Here is an 18997-nt window from a genome sequence, read left to right as displayed (position 1 = left end):
GAGTCTTTTAATGCTAAAATTAAGGCGTTTAGAGCTGCTTTAAGAGGAGTAACGGATATAAAATTCTTTCTTTTCAGACTTACAAAGCTGTATGCTTAATCCCCCAGGTTTATCGGGTGAGCCTGTTTCTCTAGCTAGAAACTAGAGTTTTGTGCAAGGGAAACTTCTGTTTCCTCATAGGAAAACTTTTGTTTTCCTTAGAAGAAACTAAAGTTTCTTAAAAAAAATCCACAAAAAACTGCAACACTCTTATAATCAAAGATATAACCAAGTTTCCTTTTCCCTTTATAATAAAAACAAAGTTATCTCTTTTCTCGACATAAAGCCATATGTTATGCTTAAACGATCTATACTGTTTAAGAAAAATAATCTACCTTTGCGTCAAATAATTAAGAAGAGAATGACAAAAAGCATATTTCTATTCCTGCTAGGGATTCTTTCCCTATCGGCGATGGCGCAACCCAAACTGAGCGAGGAAGCCCGTATCAGTCTGATGACCAGCGCACCGTACGATGAAGAGGTATTCACCGTGTACGGGCATGCCGCTCTACGCATATACGATCCCAAGCAAAATATAGATTATATATTCAATTACGGTATATTTGATTTCTCCAAACCTAATTTTATCTACCGATTCGCTAAAGGAGAGACGGATTATAAACTGGGAGTAGCCGATTTCCAAGACTACGTGATCGAGTACCAAATGCGGGGCAGCGATATCACGGAGCAAGTATTGAACCTCACCCAAGAAGAGAAAGAGCATATATGGGATGCCCTGCTTATTAATTACAGGCCGGAGAACAGGGTATATCGTTATAACTTCTTCTTCGATAATTGCGCTACCCGCCCTGCCGCGATCTTGGAAAAGGAGATCAACGGGAGCGTCGATTATCAGTATCCCTATCAATCCCAGACCTTCCGGGATCTTATTAATTATTGTACCCGAAACCATCCGTGGCTCACATTCGGATGCGACCTAGCGCTAGGCAGCCCCACCGACCGGGAGGCCACCCAGCACGAGATGCTCTTCCTCCCCCCTTATCTAAAAGAAGCGTTCTCTAAAGCCACCATCACGGGCCCGGACGGGACAATCCGCCCATTGGTGAGCGAGACCCACGTGATCGGAGCCGGGGAAGCCGACGAGCCGGAAAAAGATATCTGGGATTTATTCACCCCTTTAGTCTGCGCTTGGCTTCTGTTCGGAATCGTTTTAGGGTTTACTTGGATCGAATGGCGCAAAAAAAAATACTTCTTGTGGGTGGATTGTGTCCTTTTCTCGGTAGCCGGAGCCGGAGGTGTCATCCTCTTCTTTCTTAGCTTCATATCCGTCCATCCCTGCACGTGGCCGAACTGGTCTTTGGTATGGTTACAGCCGCTCGATTTGATCGCTGTTATTTTGTTTTGCGTAAAAAAGCTGAAGAAGGCTGCATATTACTATCATTTTATTAACTTTGCGGCGCTTACGCTGATGTTACTGGGATGGTATTTCATTCCGCAACATCTAAACAGTGCCTTTATTCCGCTTGTAGCCTCGATTTGGGTTCGTTCGGGTTGGGGTGTTTACAGAAATATATGGAGAATCGGATGAGAAAAATTATAACGTCACTTATCGCTATCCTCGTGGTAACAAACCTCGAGGCGCAGCAACGTACCCCCAAATTGGTTGTATGTATTACTGTGGATCAGCTAAGGGGCGACTATATAGAATACTTTTATAATACATTTGGCGAACGGGGCTTCAAGCGTTTGATGAACGAAGGGTTGGTGTACAACAATATCCGCTTCGAGTTCTCCGACATAGACCAAGCCAGTGCGTTCGCGACTCTTTTTACCGGAAGCAACCCTTGCTTCAGCGGTATCGCGGGGGAGAAGACGTTTGATTTCGAGAAAGAGAAAGAGGTCTCGATCTTAAATGATCCTGAATATCTGGGTAATTACACGAAAGAGAATTATTCGCCCAAGAATTTATTCAGTTCCACGATCGGCGACGAGTTGAAAATCGCCTCTCAAGGAAGAAGCGACGTATATTCCATCGCCCCGGATGCCGAGAGCGCCATCCTTTCCGCCGGACATGCGGCCAACGGAGCTTTCTGGATGGATAACACCAACGGGAAATGGGCTACCACGACGTACTACAAGGGAATCCCTTGGTACGTAGACCGCTATAATAACGGCCCGGAATCCTTGGCGTCACGCTTAGAAACCATGGTATGGACTCCTACCCTTCCGATGGAGAAATACGATGCCTTTCCTTACGTATTAGACGATCTGCCTTTCCGCTATACGTTCAGCGAGAAGTTCGCGAACTGCTATCCGAACCTGAAGACCTCTCCGTTCATCAATAAGGAGATCAATCGTTTGGCCCTCCAGTTCCTAGAGTACGGAGGGTTTGGTACACGCAGTTGCCCGGATATGTTGTCTATCACGTACTACGCGGGCAATTACCGGGGTACGATGAGCAAGGAATACACCCGGGAGATTCAAGATACGTATTACCAACTCGATCAAGACATCGAGAAGCTATTGGATACGATCGACAAGAAAGTGGGCTTGGCCAATACATTGGTAGTCTTCACCGGTTCCGGTTATTATAAAAGCGAGGAGTCTTATCCGGACGGCCTGATGGTGAACGGTGGCGAGTTCCACCCGAAACGTTGTCTGGCCCTGCTTAATATGTACTTGATGGCCATTTACGGCCAACATACCAGTTGGGTACAAGGATACTACAACAACCAGATCTACTTGAACCGCAAGGCGATAGAAGACGCCAAGCTGGATTTGACGACTTTACAGAACAAGGCCGCCGAATTCATACAGGAATTTAGTGGCGTACAACTCGTCACCACGGGCAGGAGCTTGCTTACGGGCGACTGGAACGAGGGAACCGCCAAATTCCGTCAAGGTACGCACCATTTGAGACGGGGCGATCTGATCATCGAGTTGCAACCCGGTTGGAAAGTAAACCTCGACAATCCGAAAGAAAAAGTCAAGATTATACGCAATAATGCTGTTATCACCCCGCTGGTATTTATGGGCAACGGGTTGAAACCCCAACATATCTACCGCGAAGTCAAGGCCACTGAGGTAGCCCCCACGGTAACCCATGTGCTAAGAATCAGGCCACCAAACGCTACTCAAAGCTTGCCGCTCTGGGAGCTGACAACCAAATAATAGAGAATTGATTATTAAAGTTGATAATTATCAAGGGTTGTGTGGCTCTTCTTTCTATTTATTATTATCTAATTATTCAAACAACAAAGTAATAACAGACGATAGTTGCTCAACTATCCATTAACATAAGAATCATGGGATTTAATGAGTTTATGACGAAGCTGTTCGGCAATAAGTCGCAGCGTGACCTTAAAGAAATCACACCTTACGTAGATAAGGTAAAGGCCGTATATCCGTCAATCAAGGCACTCTCGAACGACGAGTTGCGTGCGAAAACAGATGAGATCAAACAACGTATCCAGGACTACGTAGCCGAGGAGAAAGCGCAAGTGGAAGAGCTTCGCAAAGGCATCGAGGATAAGGAACTGGAAGAACGTGAGGCGATCTGGGCCGAGGTAGATAAAATCGAGAAAGCCATCACGGACAAGATGGAAGTGGTACTGGAGCAATCCTTGCCCGAGGTATTCGCCATCATGAAAGATACGGCCCGCCGTTTCGCCGAGAATGAGGAAGTGGTAGTTACCGCTAACCAATTCGACCGGGATCTGGCCGCTCGTTTCGACTTTGTCCGCATCGAGGACGATAAGGCGATTTACGCCAATCACTGGAAAGCCGGTGGAAACGAGATCACATGGGATATGATCCATTACGACGTTCAGCTATTTGGTGGCGTCGTTCTTCATAAAGGTAAGATCGCCGAGATGGCGACCGGTGAAGGTAAGACCTTGGTGGCTACCCTTCCGGTATTTTTGAACGCCTTGACACGTAACGGTGTACACGTGGTAACCGTGAATGATTACTTGTCAAAACGTGACTCCGAGTGGATGGGACCGCTTTATATGTTCCACGGACTTTCCGTAGACTGTATCGATAAGCACCAGCCGAACTCCGAGGCTCGCCGTAAGGCTTACGAGGCGGATATTACGTTCGGTACGAACAACGAGTTCGGTTTCGACTACTTGCGTGACAATATGGCGATCAGCCCGAAAGACTTGGTACAACGCAAGCATAACTACTCCATCGTCGATGAGGTGGACTCCGTATTGATCGATGACGCTCGTACGCCGCTGATCATCTCCGGACCGATCCCTCGTGGCGAGGAACAATTATTCGAGCAATTCCGCCCGAACGTGGAGGTTGTCGTGAACGCGCAGAAAGACCTTTGCTCCAAATTATTGATCGAGGCCAAGAAGAAAATGGCTAGCGACGACCAGAAGGTCGTTGAGGAAGGCTCTATCCTTCTGTACCGCTCCTTCAAGGGATATCCCCGCAACAAGGCGTTGATCAAGTTCTTAAGCGAGCAAGGCGTAAAAGCTCAAATGTTGAAGACGGAAGAATATTTCATGTCCGAGAATATGCGCCATATGCACGAGGCGACCGATGAGTTGTATTTCGTGATCGACGAGAAGAACAACAGTATCGAATTGACGGATAAAGGTATCGACCTATTGACCGGTAAGACGGACGACCCGACCTTCTTCGTACTTCCCGATATCACTTCCCAATTATCTCAATTGGAGAACATGACAGGAACCGAGGAAGAGAAACAAGCTCAAAAGGACGAGATCTTGGCGAACTATTCCGTTAAGAGCGAGCGTGTACATACCATCAACCAGTTGTTGAAAGCTTACACCTTATTCGAGAAGGATGATGAGTACGTGGTTATGGACAACAAGGTCATGATCGTTGACGAGCAGACGGGTCGTATCATGGACGGACGTCGTTATTCCGACGGTCTGCACCAAGCGATCGAGGCTAAGGAACGTGTAAAGGTAGAGGCCGCTACACAAACATTCGCCACGATCACCTTGCAGAACTACTTCCGTATGTACCATAAATTATCCGGTATGACCGGTACGGCGGAGACGGAAGCAGGCGAGTTCTGGGATATCTACAAATTGGACGTGGTAGTGATCCCGACCAATCGCCCGATCGCCCGTAACGATATGAACGATCGTATCTACAAGACAAAACGTGAGAAATATAACGCTGTCATCGAGGAAATCGTTCAGCTGACGGAGGCAGGCCGCCCGGTATTGGTGGGTACAACATCCGTAGAGATCTCCGAGTTATTGAGCCGTATGCTTACGATGCGTAAGATCCAGCACAATGTATTGAACGCTAAGTTGCACCAGAAAGAGGCCGAGATCGTGGCCTTGGCAGGTCAGAAGAGTACGGTTACGATCGCTACCAACATGGCCGGTCGTGGTACCGATATCAAGCTGTCCAAGGACGTGAAAGACGCAGGCGGTTTGGCGATCATCGGTACGGAACGTCATGAGAGTCGTCGTGTAGACCGTCAGTTACGTGGTCGTGCCGGACGTCAGGGAGACCCGGGTTCATCCGTATTCTTCGTATCTCTGGAAGACGATTTGATGCGTTTATTCGCTTCCGAGAAGATCGCCGGCTTGATGGATAAGCTTGGTTTCAAGGAAGGCGAGGTTCTGGAGCACAATATGTTGAGCAAGTCCGTAGAACGTGCCCAGAAGAAGGTAGAGGAAAACAACTTCGGTATCCGTAAACGTCTGTTGGAATACGACGACGTGATGAACTCACAACGTAACGTAATCTACACCCGCCGTCGCCACGCCTTGATGGGAGAGCGTATCGGTCTGGACGTATTGAACACGATTTACGATACTTCTACGGCTATCGCCGATCAACACGCCGAGGACTTCGAGGGCTTCAAGTTAGAATTGTTCAAGACATTCGCCATGGAAAGTCCGTTCACGGAAGACGAATTCAAGAGCATGAAACCGGAGCAACTCGTAGAGAAATTGTTCGAGGAGGCATTGAAGACTTATAAACGTCGCATGGAACGCATGACGCAAGTCGCTCACCCGGTCATCAAGCAAGTGTACGAGAATCAAGGAGCGATGTACGAGAACATCATGATCCCTATCACGGACGGCAAGCGCATGTATAATGTATCTTGTAACCTGAAAGAGGCTTACGACACGGAATGTAAGGCAATCGTTAAATCCTTCCAGAAATCAATCGTATTGCATATGATCGACGAGGGATGGAAAGAGCATCTACGTGAGATGGATGAGCTGCGCCACTCCGTACAAAACGCTAGCTACGAGAACAAGGATCCATTGTTGATCTACAAACTTGAATCTTACAACCTGTTCAAGACAATGGTAGACAACATGAACCGTAAGACAGCCGCCATCTTGATGCGTGGACAGATCCCGGTACGTGAGGAGCCGACCGAGGAGCAACGCCAAGCCATGCAAGCCCGTCAAGCGGCCGTAGCCCAGCAAGCAGCCCAAGCGATCGCCGAGGAAAGAGCCCGTCAACGTATCGCCGTACAAGAGGCCGCCCCGGAGAAGCACGAGGATATGAGCCGTTACCGCACGGAGAAAACAGACTTGAGCGGAAACAACACCCAAGCCGAGGCACCTCAGCCGAAGCAAGCTCCGGTCCGTGCCGAGAAACGAGTAGGACGCAATGATCCATGTCCTTGCGGAAGTGGCAAGAAATACAAGAACTGCCACGGACAAGGTTTATAAGGAACAAGAAATAAGATAAAAAAAGAGGGACAGAATACCAATCTGTTCCTCTTTTTTGTATATTGCAGGCATATAAACCCATTAAATGCTACCATTATGATTATTGGAATTCCAAAAGAAATCAAGAACAACGAGAACAGGGTAGCTCTTACTCCCGCCGGAGCCAAAGAGTTGGTGAAAAGAGGTCATACCGTGTATGTGCAACACACGGCTGGTATAAACAGTGGTTTCGCCGATGATGCCTATGTGGCGGCAGGGGCCCGGATACTCCCGGCCATTGAGGATGTATATGGAATTGCCGAGATGATCGTAAAAGTAAAAGAACCGATCGCCAGCGAATATCCCTTGGTACGCAAAGGACAGCTTGTCTTCACCTACTTCCATTTCGCATCCGACGAGGCTCTCACCCTTGCCATGATAAAGAGCGGCTCCATCTGTCTGGCTTACGAGACCGTGGAGAACCCAGATCATACGTTACCCCTTTTGATTCCTATGAGTGAGGTGGCCGGACGCATGTCCGTACAGGAAGGCGCTCGTTTCCTTGAGAAACCGCAAGGTGGCAAAGGCGTATTGCTAGGTGGCGTGCCGGGCGTGAAACCGGGTAAGGTATTGGTTTTAGGCGGTGGTGTGGTAGGCCACAACGCCGCCTTGATGGCCGCCGGGCTAGGCGCCGATGTCACGATCGCCGACATCTCGCTTCCCCGCTTACGCTATCTGTCCGAGACGATGCCGAAAAACGTGAAGACGTTGTTCTCTTCCACGCATACGATCGAACAGGAATTACCCACAACCGATTTAGTGATCGGCGCCGTATTAATCCCCGGAGCCAAGGCCCCGCACTTGATCACCCGGGATATGTTGAAATTATTAAAACCGGGCAGCGTATTGGTAGATGTAGCCATCGATCAAGGCGGTTGCTTCGAGACCTCCCATCCGACTACGCACGCCAATCCGGTTTATGAGATAGACGATATCCTCCATTACTGCGTAGCCAACATTCCGGGAGCGGTCCCGCAGACTTCCACGTTAGCCTTGACCAACGCTACCCTGCCGTACGTGATCAAGCTTGCCGACAGAGGTTGGGAAAAAGCCTGCGAAGAAGATCCGGGCCTAGAACTGGGATTAAACATCGTGGAAGGAAAGATTGTCTACCCCGCCGTGGCTGAGGCTTTTCCTTCACTCAAAGCATAAGTTCCAAAGAATCTTTCATTAGTAGGGATTGCTTGCGGCAATCCCTTTTTTATGTTTTCTATTTTTATTGTTTTCTAAAAAACGTAAAATATCTTGGCTTCTTTTCCCGCACACCTTAACTTAGAGCACAAAATCAATTAAATTTAATAATTACCATGAAGAAAATTGTTTTATTAGTGGCTTTATGCCTATGTGTGGGAAACCTATTCGCACAAGACGCTGACAAATTAAGAGATGAAGGTGACGCTGCTTTGAAAGCAAAAGATTACGCTACCGTCGTAACAAAATACGGCGAATACTTGAAACAAAACAATTACCAAGACACCGCCCGTATCTTCAATTGCGGATACGCCGCTAATCAAGCGAAGAACTACGCCGAGGCCGCCAAGTATTTCGACATGGCCGTTAAGATGAACTACAACGTAGACGACTCTTATGTAGGCGAGGCCATGGCTTACCGTAACTTAAACAAGACAGAAGAATTCCTGACTACCGTAAAAGAGGGATTAAAAGTGATTCCCGATGGAAACAAGAATAAGACCAATCTGGAAAAGTTGCTTTACGGTTACTGCATCAAACAAGGACAAGCCGCCCAAAAGAAGGGAGATCTGGCCGGTGCCGAGAAAATGTACAAAGAGGTCCTAGCCGTATCGAACAAGGATTACCAGAGCAACGCTTACTACAGCCTTGGCGCCATGCTGTATGGCAACGGAGCGAAGATATTACAGGCCGCTACCCCGATCGCTACTTCCGAGCCGGATAAATACAACGCCGAGAAAGCGAAAGCCGACAAAGACTTCAAGCAAGCGAAAGAATATTTGACAAAGGCTGTCGAACTCGACCCGAAAGACGAGAACTCCAAGAAGATCCTCGCTTCTATCAACGACATCCTGAAATAAGAAAGAGGACTTTATTCATACAAAAAAACCTCCCGGATCACATAGAAAAGTGATCCGGGAGGTTTTTTGTATCTAGTTGTAGAGACGTACGTTACTTGAAGAAGAAGCGGAAGATGTCATTTCCATTCGCATAGATCAATAAAGCGAACAGGATAAACATACCTGCCATTTGGGCATACTCTAGGAATTTATCGCTCGGTTTGCGACGGGCCACTACCTCATAGATCAAGAACATCACGTGTCCGCCATCCAAGGCCGGAATCGGCAAGATATTCATGAACGCCAAGATGATAGATAGAAAAGCCGTACGTTCCCAGAAAATCCGCCAATCCCAGACAGACGGGAACAATCCGCCGATCGTACCGAAACCGCCCAAACTGGAGGCACCTTCCTTCGTAAACACATATTTCATGTCGTTCACATATCCCTTCAAGGTATTAATACCTAATTTAATACCGGCGGGGAACGACTCGAAAAAGCCGTATTCGCGGGTCACGGTCTGATAGAGATCCGTAGGCAACATCACCGCTACGCCAATTTTCCCGGCCGAGTCCGTCCTCATGGTCAAGGACTCCAACTGGCCGTTCCGGTAGAAATCTACCGTCACCTCTTCGCCCTTATTCTCTGACAATAACCCGGAGGCATCATAAAACGTCGGGGTAGCCACACCGTTAATAGCCACCACACTATCCTTCGGCTGCATGCCGGCGAGAGCCGCGGGGGCATTCTTGTCGGGAAGCTCACGAACAACCATCGGGATACGCAAAGGATCGGCGAAGCCTTTTCCGTCACGCATGCAACGTTGCATCATATCCTCCGGTATGGAGATCACGGTCTCCCGCCCGTCACGGAGCACCGTCACGGTCTTTGCCTCCACCACCTTGCGGAAACTGTCGCTACCGAAACGCTCCAACTCCTCATTGTCCGCTCTCAGCAAGATATCACCGTCCTGAAAACCGACGTTCTGGAACGTCTCGCTATAATTCATACCCATCTTCATGTTCTTCAAGGGCAAGTACGTATCGCCCCACGTAAACAAGATCATGGAATAAATAAACAAAGCCAGCAAGAAGTTGAACACCACGCCCGCTACCATAATCATCAAACGCTGTCCGGCCGGCTTGGAGCGGAACTCGTAAGGCTTGGGCGGCTGGGCCATCGCCTCCTTGTCCATACTCTCGTCGATCATACCGGAGATCTTACAATATCCTCCCAACGGAAGCCAGCCTACACCGTATTCCGTGTCACTGTTTTTCGGCTTGTACTTGAATAGCGAGAACCACGGATCGAAGAAGAGGTAGAACTTCTCTACCCGCACCTTGAAAATCCGGGCGAAGATAAAATGCCCGAACTCGTGGACAATCACCAGTATCGATAAGCTCAAGATAAGCTGTAACGCCTTAATCAAAAAAGTTTCCATCTACTATTGTTTGTTCTGTTTTAAATTATTTCAAAATAACTCGGCCGCCAACCGCCTAGCCTCGGTGTCGGTAGCCACGTAATCCTCATACGAGGGATTGACGATAAACGAGGCTTTCCGCATGGTCTGCTCAATCACGTCGCTCATTTGCAAGAAGCCGATACGATCTTGCAGGAAAGCGGCCACCACCACCTCATTGGCGGCATTCAAGATACAGGGCATATTCCCTCCTTGGCGGGCCGCCTCGAAAGCGAAAGCCAAGTTGCGGAAACGTTCCATATCCGGCTCCTCAAACGTCAAGGTCGAATATTGGTTGAAATCCAGACGGGGCGCCATGCTCCTCATACGTGTCGGGAACGAGAAAGCGTAGGCGATCGGCAATTTCATGTCGGGAATTCCCAGCTGGGCGATCACGGCGCCATCCTCAAACTGCACCATCGAGTGGATCACCGACTGCGGGTGCACCACCACCTGTACCTGATCCGGCGTGACATCGAACAACCATTTCGCCTCGATCATCTCGAAGCCCTTGTTCATCATCGAGGCCGAGTCTATCGTGATCTTCGCCCCCATCGTCCAGTTCGGATGCCTCAAGGCCTGCGCCTTCGTCACGGTAGCCAGCTCCTCCAATGATTTGGTACGGAACGGACCTCCCGAGGCCGTCAGCAAGATCTTCTCGATCGGATTATCGTACGCACCTGTTAAACATTGAAAAATGGCCGAATGTTCCGAGTCCACCGGCAAGATAGGCACCTTATGCTCGGCGGCCAGCTTCATGATCAGCTCGCCGGCCACGACCAAAGTTTCCTTATTCGCCAAGGCGATCGCCTTTCCCGCCTTGATCGCCGAGATCGTCGGTCGCAAGCCGGAATAACCCACCATCGCCGTCAGCACCATATCGATCGGCTCCGACTGCACCATCTGGGCGATAGCGTCGGCACCCGCCCATACCTTGATCGGCAGGTCTTCCAAGGCCTCTTTCAGCTCGGGATATTTCCGCTCGTTGGCGATCACCACCACCTCCGGCATATATTTCCGGGCCTGATTGATCAATAAGTCCACTTGGTTATTCGCGGTCAAGGCATACACCTCGAAAAGATCGGAATGCTCGCTCACTACCTCCAAGGCTTGGGTCCCGATGGAACCGGTCGAGCCTAATATCGCTAACTGTCTTTTTTTCATGAATTATCAAAAAGCTATATATTCTTCCGGATTCACCGGATTGCCCTTATACCACAACTCGAAATGCAGGTGCGGCCCGGTAGACAACTCTCCCGTATTCCCGACCAGAGCGATCGCCTCACCGGCTACCACATGGTCTCCCACCTCTTTCAGCAACAATTCGTTGTGCTTATAAACCGAGATGAATCCGTTCTTATGTTGTATTTGAATTACGTTTCCGTGGTTCGGATCGAAACCGGTATAGATCACCGTACCATCCAACGTAGCCAAGACACTCTCCTTCGGGGCCGCGGCCAGATCCACGCCATAATGATGGACATCCGTCTCATAATGAGAGGTGACCACGCCATTCACGGGCTTATAGAAAAAGACCCCCTCGGTCGGTACCTTGCCCGGGTCGGTCAATACCGATAAATTATATTTCTCCTCTTCCTCGTAATCTTTCACGAAGCGAGTCTCTTCCTTGCTACGAGGAATCTCATAGTTAATATCGTTGCTAGCCAAAGAATCTATCTGACGGATCGAGTCCAAGGGCATCGTACCGGAAAGGATTCCGGCCACATTATTCAGATAAAGGGACTGGATCTCCATCATACGCTCCAACGAATCCGCCCGCAAGGCATTCTGCATAATCTCCTTGCGAACCTCCACGTCGAGATAGCCCGGCAAGTAGTTGCGAATCGGTGTCTTGATGATGATAAAGGCGGTAACGGCGATCAAGAAAAAGGCGAACACCGCCAAAGTGACAAACGCCGATAACTGCGAAAGCCGGAAAGACCACACCTCCTCCAACGTCCCCTCATTGATGAAGGAAAGTTTATATTTAAACCGGATCCGGTGCCAAAACGATTTCGTATTCTTCTTTTTCAACCCCTAATCTTCAATTATCAATTATCAATTCTATAAGTCCCTCCGGCAAAGACACCGTGAGACTACGGGCCTCATGGTCGGCCTCGGTGATCAACTCCTCCACGGCGGGGATCAACAGCTCCTCGCCTTTATGATCGACACGCAGAAGGACGTTGATTGTCGTCTCATCCACGTCTGTTATCTCTCCTAAATAACCTTTCTGTACGTCCGTCACGGTATAACCGATAAAACTGTCCCACGTCATATCCCCCACGAGATCCTCCTCGTCCACGGCGTCCAAAGGATAAAACACCTCCTTGCCCACAAACATGCGGGCATCCTCCTCGGAATTCACGTCCTCCAGTTTCACCAAGACCACCGTATCGGTCTTATAGCGGAAATCCTCCACGAAGAACGGAACCAAGATACCATCCATCTCGCAAACAATGTACGGGTCCTCGGCATCTTCCAGCACATCGCTGTTCGTCACCAACGACAACTCCCCCTTGATACCATGGGGCTTGGCAAACTGCCCGATCTTGAAAACCTCTTCTTCTCTAATCATCGCCTAAAATCTTTAAATCCTCGTGATACGTGCCCCGATCTGGTTCAATCGCTTATCGATCCCTTGATATCCCCGGTCGATCTGGTCTATATTATGGATCGTGCTGGTACCTTCGGCGCTCATAGCGGCGATCAGCAAGGCGATACCCGCGCGAATATCCGGGGATACCATCGTAGAGCCCCGTAACTTGAAGCGGTTACCCAGCCCGATCACCGTAGCCCGGTGCGGGTCGCAAAGGATGATCTGGGCTCCCATATCGATTAGCTTGTCCACAAAGAACAAACGGCTCTCAAACATTTTCTGGTGGATCAGCACGCTCCCCACGGATTGCGTAGCCACTACGAGAAATACGCTCAGCAAGTCCGGCGTAAGCCCCGGCCAAGGAGCGTCGGCGATGGTCATGATAGAACCATCGATAAACGTATCGATCTCGTAGGAATCATGCCGGGGGATATAAATATCATCGCCTCGCTGCTCCACGGTAATACCCAAGCGGCGAAAAGCGTCCGGGATAATCCCCAGCTTATCATATCCTGTATTCTTGATGGTGATCTCCGATCCGGTCATAGCTGCCATACCGATAAAGCTACCCACCTCGATCATATCGGGGAGGATGGTATGCTCCGTGCCGGAAAGCGACCGTACACCTTCTATCGTCAATAGGTTAGAACCGACACCTGAGATTCTCGCTCCCATGCGGTTCAGCATCGTGGAAAGTTGTTGCAGGTAAGGCTCGCAGGCGGCGTTATAGATCGTCGTCACCCCCTCGGCCAGCACGGCAGCCATCAAGATATTCGCCGTTCCGGTCACGGAAGCCTCGTCGAGCAGCATATAAGCGCCTTTCAACTGGCGTGCCTCTATCTCGTATACTTGCCGCCCGGCGTCGTAGCTAAAGCAAGCGCCCAGCTTCTGGATTCCCACGAAGTGCGTATCCAGCCGGCGTCGCCCGATCTTGTCGCCACCCGGTTTCGGGATCAGCGCCCTGCCGAAGCGGGCTACCAACGGGCCTACGATCATCACGGAACCCCGCAGGCTACCACTCTTGCGCAGGAACTCCTCAGTACTCAAATACTCCATGTCCACGTCGTCCGCCTGAAAGGTATAGGTATCGGCGGACGGATGCTCCACCTTGACCCTCATATCCCTAAGGAGCTGGATTAAGTTATTCACGTCCAAGATATCAGGCACATTGTGTATGGTCACCTTCTCCGGTGTTAGCAATGTTGCGCAGATCACCTCCAACGCCTCATTCTTGGCGCCTTGCGGAACGATCTCGCCGGACAAGCGATAACCACCTTCTATAACGAACGAGCTCATCTGCCTTTACGCGTAAAGTTCCTTTTGTTGCCGCCACTGTTATTACGGGCCAAGATATCACGGCTCTCGGCCAATTTGTGTTCCTCCTCGCTCAATACGATCTTGCCGCTAGACAGCTCGTCCAGATCCTTGAAGATCTTACGGTCGTCCACGCTTTCCTTGTTCCAAGTAAGGAACGATTTCTTCATCTGGTTGGCCAGCAGTCGCACGAGCTGGTCTTTCTCCATACCGGGTTGCAGCTCCGTGGCCTTGCGGATCATCAGCTCCAAGGTCTTTCCGTAATGGCGGTAGCGTATACGGTTATTGTTGTACGGGATACGAGGCGGACGGCTATACAGGTTCTCCTTCTTGATGATCTCGTACGGATAGTCTATATCGAGCTTAAAATCGGCCATGATCGCCAGATGATCCCAAAGGATATGCTTAAAGTCGTTTACGTCACGCAAGTGCGGGAACATGTTTCCCATGATGTTGATAATCGTGTTGGCGCAACGCTTACGCTCTTCCCTGTCTTGGATAGTCACGCAATAGTCCACCATATTTTGGATATTGCGTCCGTATTCGGGCAAAGTCAATCTTTTTCCTTCTGTATTGTATTTCATTCTTTACATTTTGTTTATCGCGAAGATAGGTATATTAATTGAGAATTGAAAATTGAGATTCGAAAGTTACCTCTCGTTAGGCTTAATTATCAATTCATAATCTACCACGTCCAGCCACCGCCCGAATTTCAGCCCTACTTTCTCGAAGTGGGATACTTTTCTGAACCCCAACTTCTCATGCAGCGAGTAGCTAGCCTCATTCCCCTCAGTGATGCAGGCGATCAGGGCGTGGTAGCCGCCTGCCCGACATTCCTCGATCAGCCTTTCCATAAGCTGCCGGCCGATCCCCTTGCCCTTGTATCTCGGGGATAAATAAACGGTGGTCTCAAGCGTATATTTATAAGCTGCCTTTTCTTTCCACGTATGGGCATAGCAATATCCCACGACCTCATCCTGATCCACGTACACCAGATAAGGATAGCTCGCCGAGATCCCGGCTATGCGACCCTCCATCTCCTCCACCCGCAAAGGTTCCGTCTCAAACGTAGCCACGCTATTCACGACATATTCATTGTATATATCCACGATCGCCTTGGCGTCTCGCGAACTCACATTTCGAATCATATTCATTCCGTTAAAACAATCCGATCCGGGAAAGAATCTCTCTTTGCCCGGACCGGATCTATCATCGAGTCAAATAACTATTTTTTCTAAGCCTTCTACTCAGACAAGGCCTTGATCACCTCTTGGTTCGCCTTGCGCACCTCGGCCTCGTTGATCTTGATCACTTTACGGTCGTAGGTCATAAGGCCGTTCACCTCGCCCTCCACGTCCGTGGTTTGCGTGTAGACAGCGGCGGAGAAACCCTTCGGGACCATCGCCTTCAACTCCTTGGCGTACTTCACGTACTCGGCGGTCACCTCATCGCTATTCTTAAACTGTACATAGCCCCAGTTGCGTTTGTTCCACCACAAATGGTTCTCCACAGCCAAGCCGATACCACCATACTCGCCCAATACATTCACACGCACCGGATCGAACAGGTACATCGCCGGACCCGGGTAATTATGCAAATCCAAGATATCGCCGCACGCACGGAAATTACCGCCACTGGCCGGATTCACCAGACGGGAAGGATCGTATGTTTTTGTCCACTCGGCAGCCTTCTCGGTATCGAACTGGCCCCAAGCCTCGTTGAAGGGAACCCATACTACCACGCTAGGATTCGAAACGCACAGGTCCATGATCTCCTTCCACTCCTTGTAATAATTACGGATAGACTCCTCGGTACGCTCCTTGTCGGTTCCACCGTTATACGTATGAGGCGCCCATTGGTTACCCATGTCGCCGCTAGGCATATCCTGCCAAACCAGCATACCTTCCTTATCGCAATGATAGTACCAGCGGGCCGGCTCTACCTTCACGTGCTTGCGGATCATGTTGAAGCCCCACGCTTTCGTCTTCACGATATCATACAGCAACGCCTCGTCCGTGGGAGCCGTGTAAAGCCCGTCGGGCCACCAGCCTTGATCCAGCGGGCCGTATTGGAACAGGTTCTTGTTGTTCAAGCGCATACGCATGATGCCGTTGGCGTCACGCTCGGCGGATATCTTACGGAATGCGGTGTACGATTTCACCTCGTCCACCTTCTTGCCATTCTTCGACAAGCTCACCTTCATATCATATAAATAAGGATTGGAAGGTTCCCACAACGTAGGATTTTGCACGGCCAAGCGTAATTCTGTCCCTTGTACGCCCTTGGCGGTAGCAACCACCTGCCCCTTATCGAGCAAGCTGACCTCCACGATGTCCGACACCGGGGAGTCGGAACAAGCCCCGACCGTCACGCTCATCACGCCATTATCGATATTCGGGATCGCCTTGATAGAGGTGATATGCGAGGAAGCGACCGGCTCCAGCCATACGGTCTGCCAGATTCCGGTGACCGGCGTATACCAGATTCCCTCCGGGTTGGCCACTTGCTTTCCACGGGGTTGGTAGCCTTTATCGCTCGGGTCCCATACACGCACCACCAGCTTATGCGTACTTTTGCCATTCAGATAGGGAGTGATATTCAAGGAAAACGGGGTAAAGCCTCCCGTGTGGGAACCGATCAAGATATCATTCACGAACACGTCCGCTTTCCAATCCACGGCGCCGAAGTTCAACAAGATATCTTTTCCTTTCCATGAGGAGGGCACCGTAAAGGTTCGTTTATACCACAACTCATTCTTCTCCCCCACTTCTTTTTGCACGCCGGACAAGGAGGATTCCACGGCGAACGGCACCAAGATATTCCCATCGAAACTCGTCGGCTCTGCCTGTCCTTTTGGAAGGATAGCGTATTCCCACTCGCCGTTCAAATTCTGCCAATCCGCACGTTCCATCCCGGGGCGTGGATATTCTGGCAATACATTCCGGGGATCTACTTTCTCAGCCCAGTCCGTCTTGATCTTGTCTCCGGCGGGCTTCCACTGCGCCCCGGCGCTACAAATCGTTGCGAACGCACAAAAGGCTAACAATAATTTTCTCATGATATTATTTACATTTTGAATTGATAATACACTTTCAAGTGACAAAGATAATAGAAAATATCCAAAATCCACATCGTCCTCGGATACCAATAGGAGAACCGCAGCCAAATCGATCTAACCATAAAATGCCCGGAATATCTCTTGTGACAGAATCTCACTAGGTAAGGTTATTGTATTTTTTAATGTTCCTATTTTACATCAATATCATTTCCGGAAAAACACGTACGTGAATATCCAAAAACATGTACGACTTTTCGGAAAAACATGTACGTGTTTTAACGCAAACATTACGATGTTTTTTACGACTCTGATTTTCAACCCCTTGCAAACAAAACCTCATTTTCTGCTTATTGTAAAATTCTTCTGATTCAAGGATACCCGGAAAAGAAGGAGTAATGGCACGACCTATTAAAAAGGAGCCGGATTATTTCCCGCTCGACACGGATTTACTAAGCAACCGTAAAATCCGTCAAATAAAGCGCAAATACGGATCTGACGCTTTTCATTATATATTGCCCTGCTTTGTGACATCTATGCCAATGGCTATTATATCACGGCCTACAAGAAAGAGCGTGAGCTTGCCTTCCTCCGCAAGGTATTCCAGCAATACAAGGCCGGTTACCCACTGGAACGTCTCTACCCCGCCCATGTCTACCAATCCCTGCAAGAGCGGAGATTGATCAACGACCCCCCCCGAGGAGAAACGCCACGCCATGAGCCTCTTCGCCTATTGGCGACCACCGGGTCACCTGCCCATCAGCGAGGACTATCGGCTGACGATGGTGCGACAGCAGGCGATGGCGTGGTTGCTGCGGAGGTATTTCGATGGGCCGATAACAGAAGAGAAAGCAAAACGAACCATCTCCTTTGGAGATTAAGAAATAAAACATACACATTGTTAATTTAATGCAAAATCATAAATATAATACTTTTTCAAGCCAATAAATAATAATTAAATCATATCTTTGGAAAAAAGATAAAATAAAATTACAAGTCATGCTCTAACAGCCTTCATGTTTCTATAAAATGTAAGACTGAATCTAAACTAGCCAAACCAACTTCTACTTTTTAGTAAAGCGTATGGTTTTCTATTTCTAATAATAAAGATATTAAATTAACATTCTATTTATGAAAATCATTATTTTGCAATTCATGGCAATAATCGCTATGATCCTTATAAGTTGTAACGATAAGGAAAACAGCGTGTACCTAAAAAATGGTTCCTACTCGGAATGCGCCACGGGGAAAAACTTGACCAAGGCGCAAGAAGAGACCGCTTATGTAGAAATCAGTGCAGTTAACACAAACACTCTAAGAGTGGACATGTACCATGTCCAACTGAATTGCGCTCTGGAAAAAATAGAGTCGAGTATCAGTTATAATGAAAAAGTAATCATAATTAAATTCACGCCAATTGGCGATGATGCTAATTGTCTTTGTGGAAGACAATTAACATATGAAATCAGCAACCTTCAAGAAGGGCAGTCTTATGATTGTGTGATCATGCAAGAGAATAGTGAATATGCCTCTTTTAAATTTGATTTCACAAGAGATCTAACACAAACAATTAATCTAAATTAAATTACGACATTATGAAAAAAATGTATTTTATCATCATTTATGTGCTTCTACTATCTATAGGAGCCATAAACAGCGCAAATAAATCCATAACTAAACTCGAAGCTTATAATACCTTAATTCCGCAACACTATTATAAAATATTTTTTTTAAGTACCTGAGCAACAAAAAGTTGCTCAGGATTTTGCCATGTCAGAGGATTCACTTAACTTAGTGTTGCAAAAAAATAATCAA

The 18997-nt window shown here is 48.6% G+C and carries 15 protein-coding genes; 7 read left to right on the top strand and 8 right to left on the bottom strand.

Annotated elements, in window-relative coordinates:
• The first annotated feature begins 400 nt into the window (after window positions 1-400).
• From NBH16_RS22130 to NBH16_RS22110, 5 genes are all read left to right on the top strand, one after another.
• Window positions 401-1588, top strand: a complete 1188-nt coding sequence (locus NBH16_RS22130) for a lipoprotein N-acyltransferase Lnb domain-containing protein (protein ID WP_250789075.1) — start codon at window positions 401-403, stop codon at window positions 1586-1588.
• On the top strand, window positions 1585-3171 hold the full coding sequence (locus NBH16_RS22125) for an alkaline phosphatase family protein (RefSeq protein ID WP_121773019.1): 1587 nt from the start codon (window positions 1585-1587) through the stop codon (window positions 3169-3171). Before NBH16_RS22130 ends, NBH16_RS22125 begins: the two co-directional genes overlap by 4 nt.
• 134 nt (window positions 3172-3305) lie before the next feature.
• Window positions 3306-6686, top strand: a complete 3381-nt coding sequence (gene secA / locus NBH16_RS22120) for a preprotein translocase subunit SecA (protein ID WP_005855607.1) — start codon at window positions 3306-3308, stop codon at window positions 6684-6686.
• Between the two features lie 96 nt (window positions 6687-6782).
• A complete protein-coding gene (gene ald, locus NBH16_RS22115) occupies window positions 6783-7877 on the top strand; it encodes an alanine dehydrogenase (protein WP_005855604.1) in 1095 nt (364 codons plus the stop codon).
• 155 nt (window positions 7878-8032) lie between these two features.
• Window positions 8033-8776, top strand: a complete 744-nt coding sequence (locus tag NBH16_RS22110) for a tetratricopeptide repeat protein (protein ID WP_005855602.1) — start codon at window positions 8033-8035, stop codon at window positions 8774-8776.
• A 91-nt stretch (window positions 8777-8867) separates the two neighbouring features.
• Here the strand turns inward: NBH16_RS22110 and rseP are convergent, their stop codons facing one another.
• The 8 genes from rseP to NBH16_RS22070 form a co-directional block, all read right to left on the bottom strand.
• Complete coding sequence (rseP, locus tag NBH16_RS22105) at window positions 8868-10196, bottom strand: RIP metalloprotease RseP (RefSeq protein WP_158532481.1); 1329 nt, start codon at window positions 10194-10196, stop codon at window positions 8868-8870.
• Between the two features lie 30 nt (window positions 10197-10226).
• Complete coding sequence (locus NBH16_RS22100; protein ID WP_158532482.1) at window positions 10227-11378, bottom strand: 1-deoxy-D-xylulose-5-phosphate reductoisomerase; 1152 nt, start codon at window positions 11376-11378, stop codon at window positions 10227-10229.
• 6 nt (window positions 11379-11384) lie between these two features.
• Window positions 11385-12248 carry a M23 family metallopeptidase gene (locus NBH16_RS22095; RefSeq protein WP_122378967.1) on the bottom strand — a complete coding sequence of 288 codons (864 nt, stop codon included), beginning with the start codon at window positions 12246-12248 and terminating at the stop codon, window positions 11385-11387.
• 10 nt (window positions 12249-12258) lie between these two features.
• Window positions 12259-12792 (bottom strand): ribosome maturation factor RimM, encoded by a 534-nt coding sequence (gene rimM, locus NBH16_RS22090; RefSeq protein ID WP_005865312.1) that lies wholly within the window; start codon window positions 12790-12792, stop codon window positions 12259-12261.
• A 12-nt stretch (window positions 12793-12804) separates the two neighbouring features.
• On the bottom strand, window positions 12805-14109 hold the full coding sequence (gene murA / locus NBH16_RS22085) for a UDP-N-acetylglucosamine 1-carboxyvinyltransferase (RefSeq protein WP_005855586.1): 1305 nt from the start codon (window positions 14107-14109) through the stop codon (window positions 12805-12807).
• On the bottom strand, window positions 14106-14711 hold the full coding sequence (locus NBH16_RS22080; RefSeq protein ID WP_005855584.1) for a DUF4290 domain-containing protein: 606 nt from the start codon (window positions 14709-14711) through the stop codon (window positions 14106-14108). The genes murA and NBH16_RS22080 overlap by 4 nt, the downstream gene beginning before the upstream one ends.
• 66 nt (window positions 14712-14777) lie before the next feature.
• The gene (locus tag NBH16_RS22075; RefSeq protein ID WP_195301202.1) at window positions 14778-15275 is read right to left on the bottom strand and encodes a GNAT family N-acetyltransferase; all 498 of its coding nucleotides are present in this window, start codon (window positions 15273-15275) and stop codon (window positions 14778-14780) included.
• 95 nt (window positions 15276-15370) lie between these two features.
• On the bottom strand, window positions 15371-17185 hold the full coding sequence (locus tag NBH16_RS22070; RefSeq protein ID WP_008780926.1) for a glycoside hydrolase family 2 protein: 1815 nt from the start codon (window positions 17183-17185) through the stop codon (window positions 15371-15373).
• 395 nt (window positions 17186-17580) lie between these two features.
• Here NBH16_RS22070 and NBH16_RS22065 point away from each other — a divergent pair, with 395 nt between their 5' ends.
• Entirely contained in the window at window positions 17581-17865 is a 285-nt protein-coding gene (locus NBH16_RS22065) for a hypothetical protein (protein WP_227793693.1), read from the top strand.
• Window positions 17866-18313: 448 nt separating this feature from the next.
• On the top strand, window positions 18314-18766 hold the full coding sequence (locus tag NBH16_RS22060) for a hypothetical protein (protein ID WP_005865306.1): 453 nt from the start codon (window positions 18314-18316) through the stop codon (window positions 18764-18766).
• The last annotated feature ends 231 nt before the right edge of the window (window positions 18767-18997 follow it).

The sequence above is a fragment of the Parabacteroides sp. Y3-G-102 genome, assembly GCF_023656845.1.
Lineage (GTDB): Bacteria > Bacteroidota > Bacteroidia > Bacteroidales > Tannerellaceae > Parabacteroides > Parabacteroides distasonis.
The sequence above is the reverse complement of the archived record's forward strand: the minus strand, read 5'-3'. Positions and strand labels throughout refer to the sequence as shown.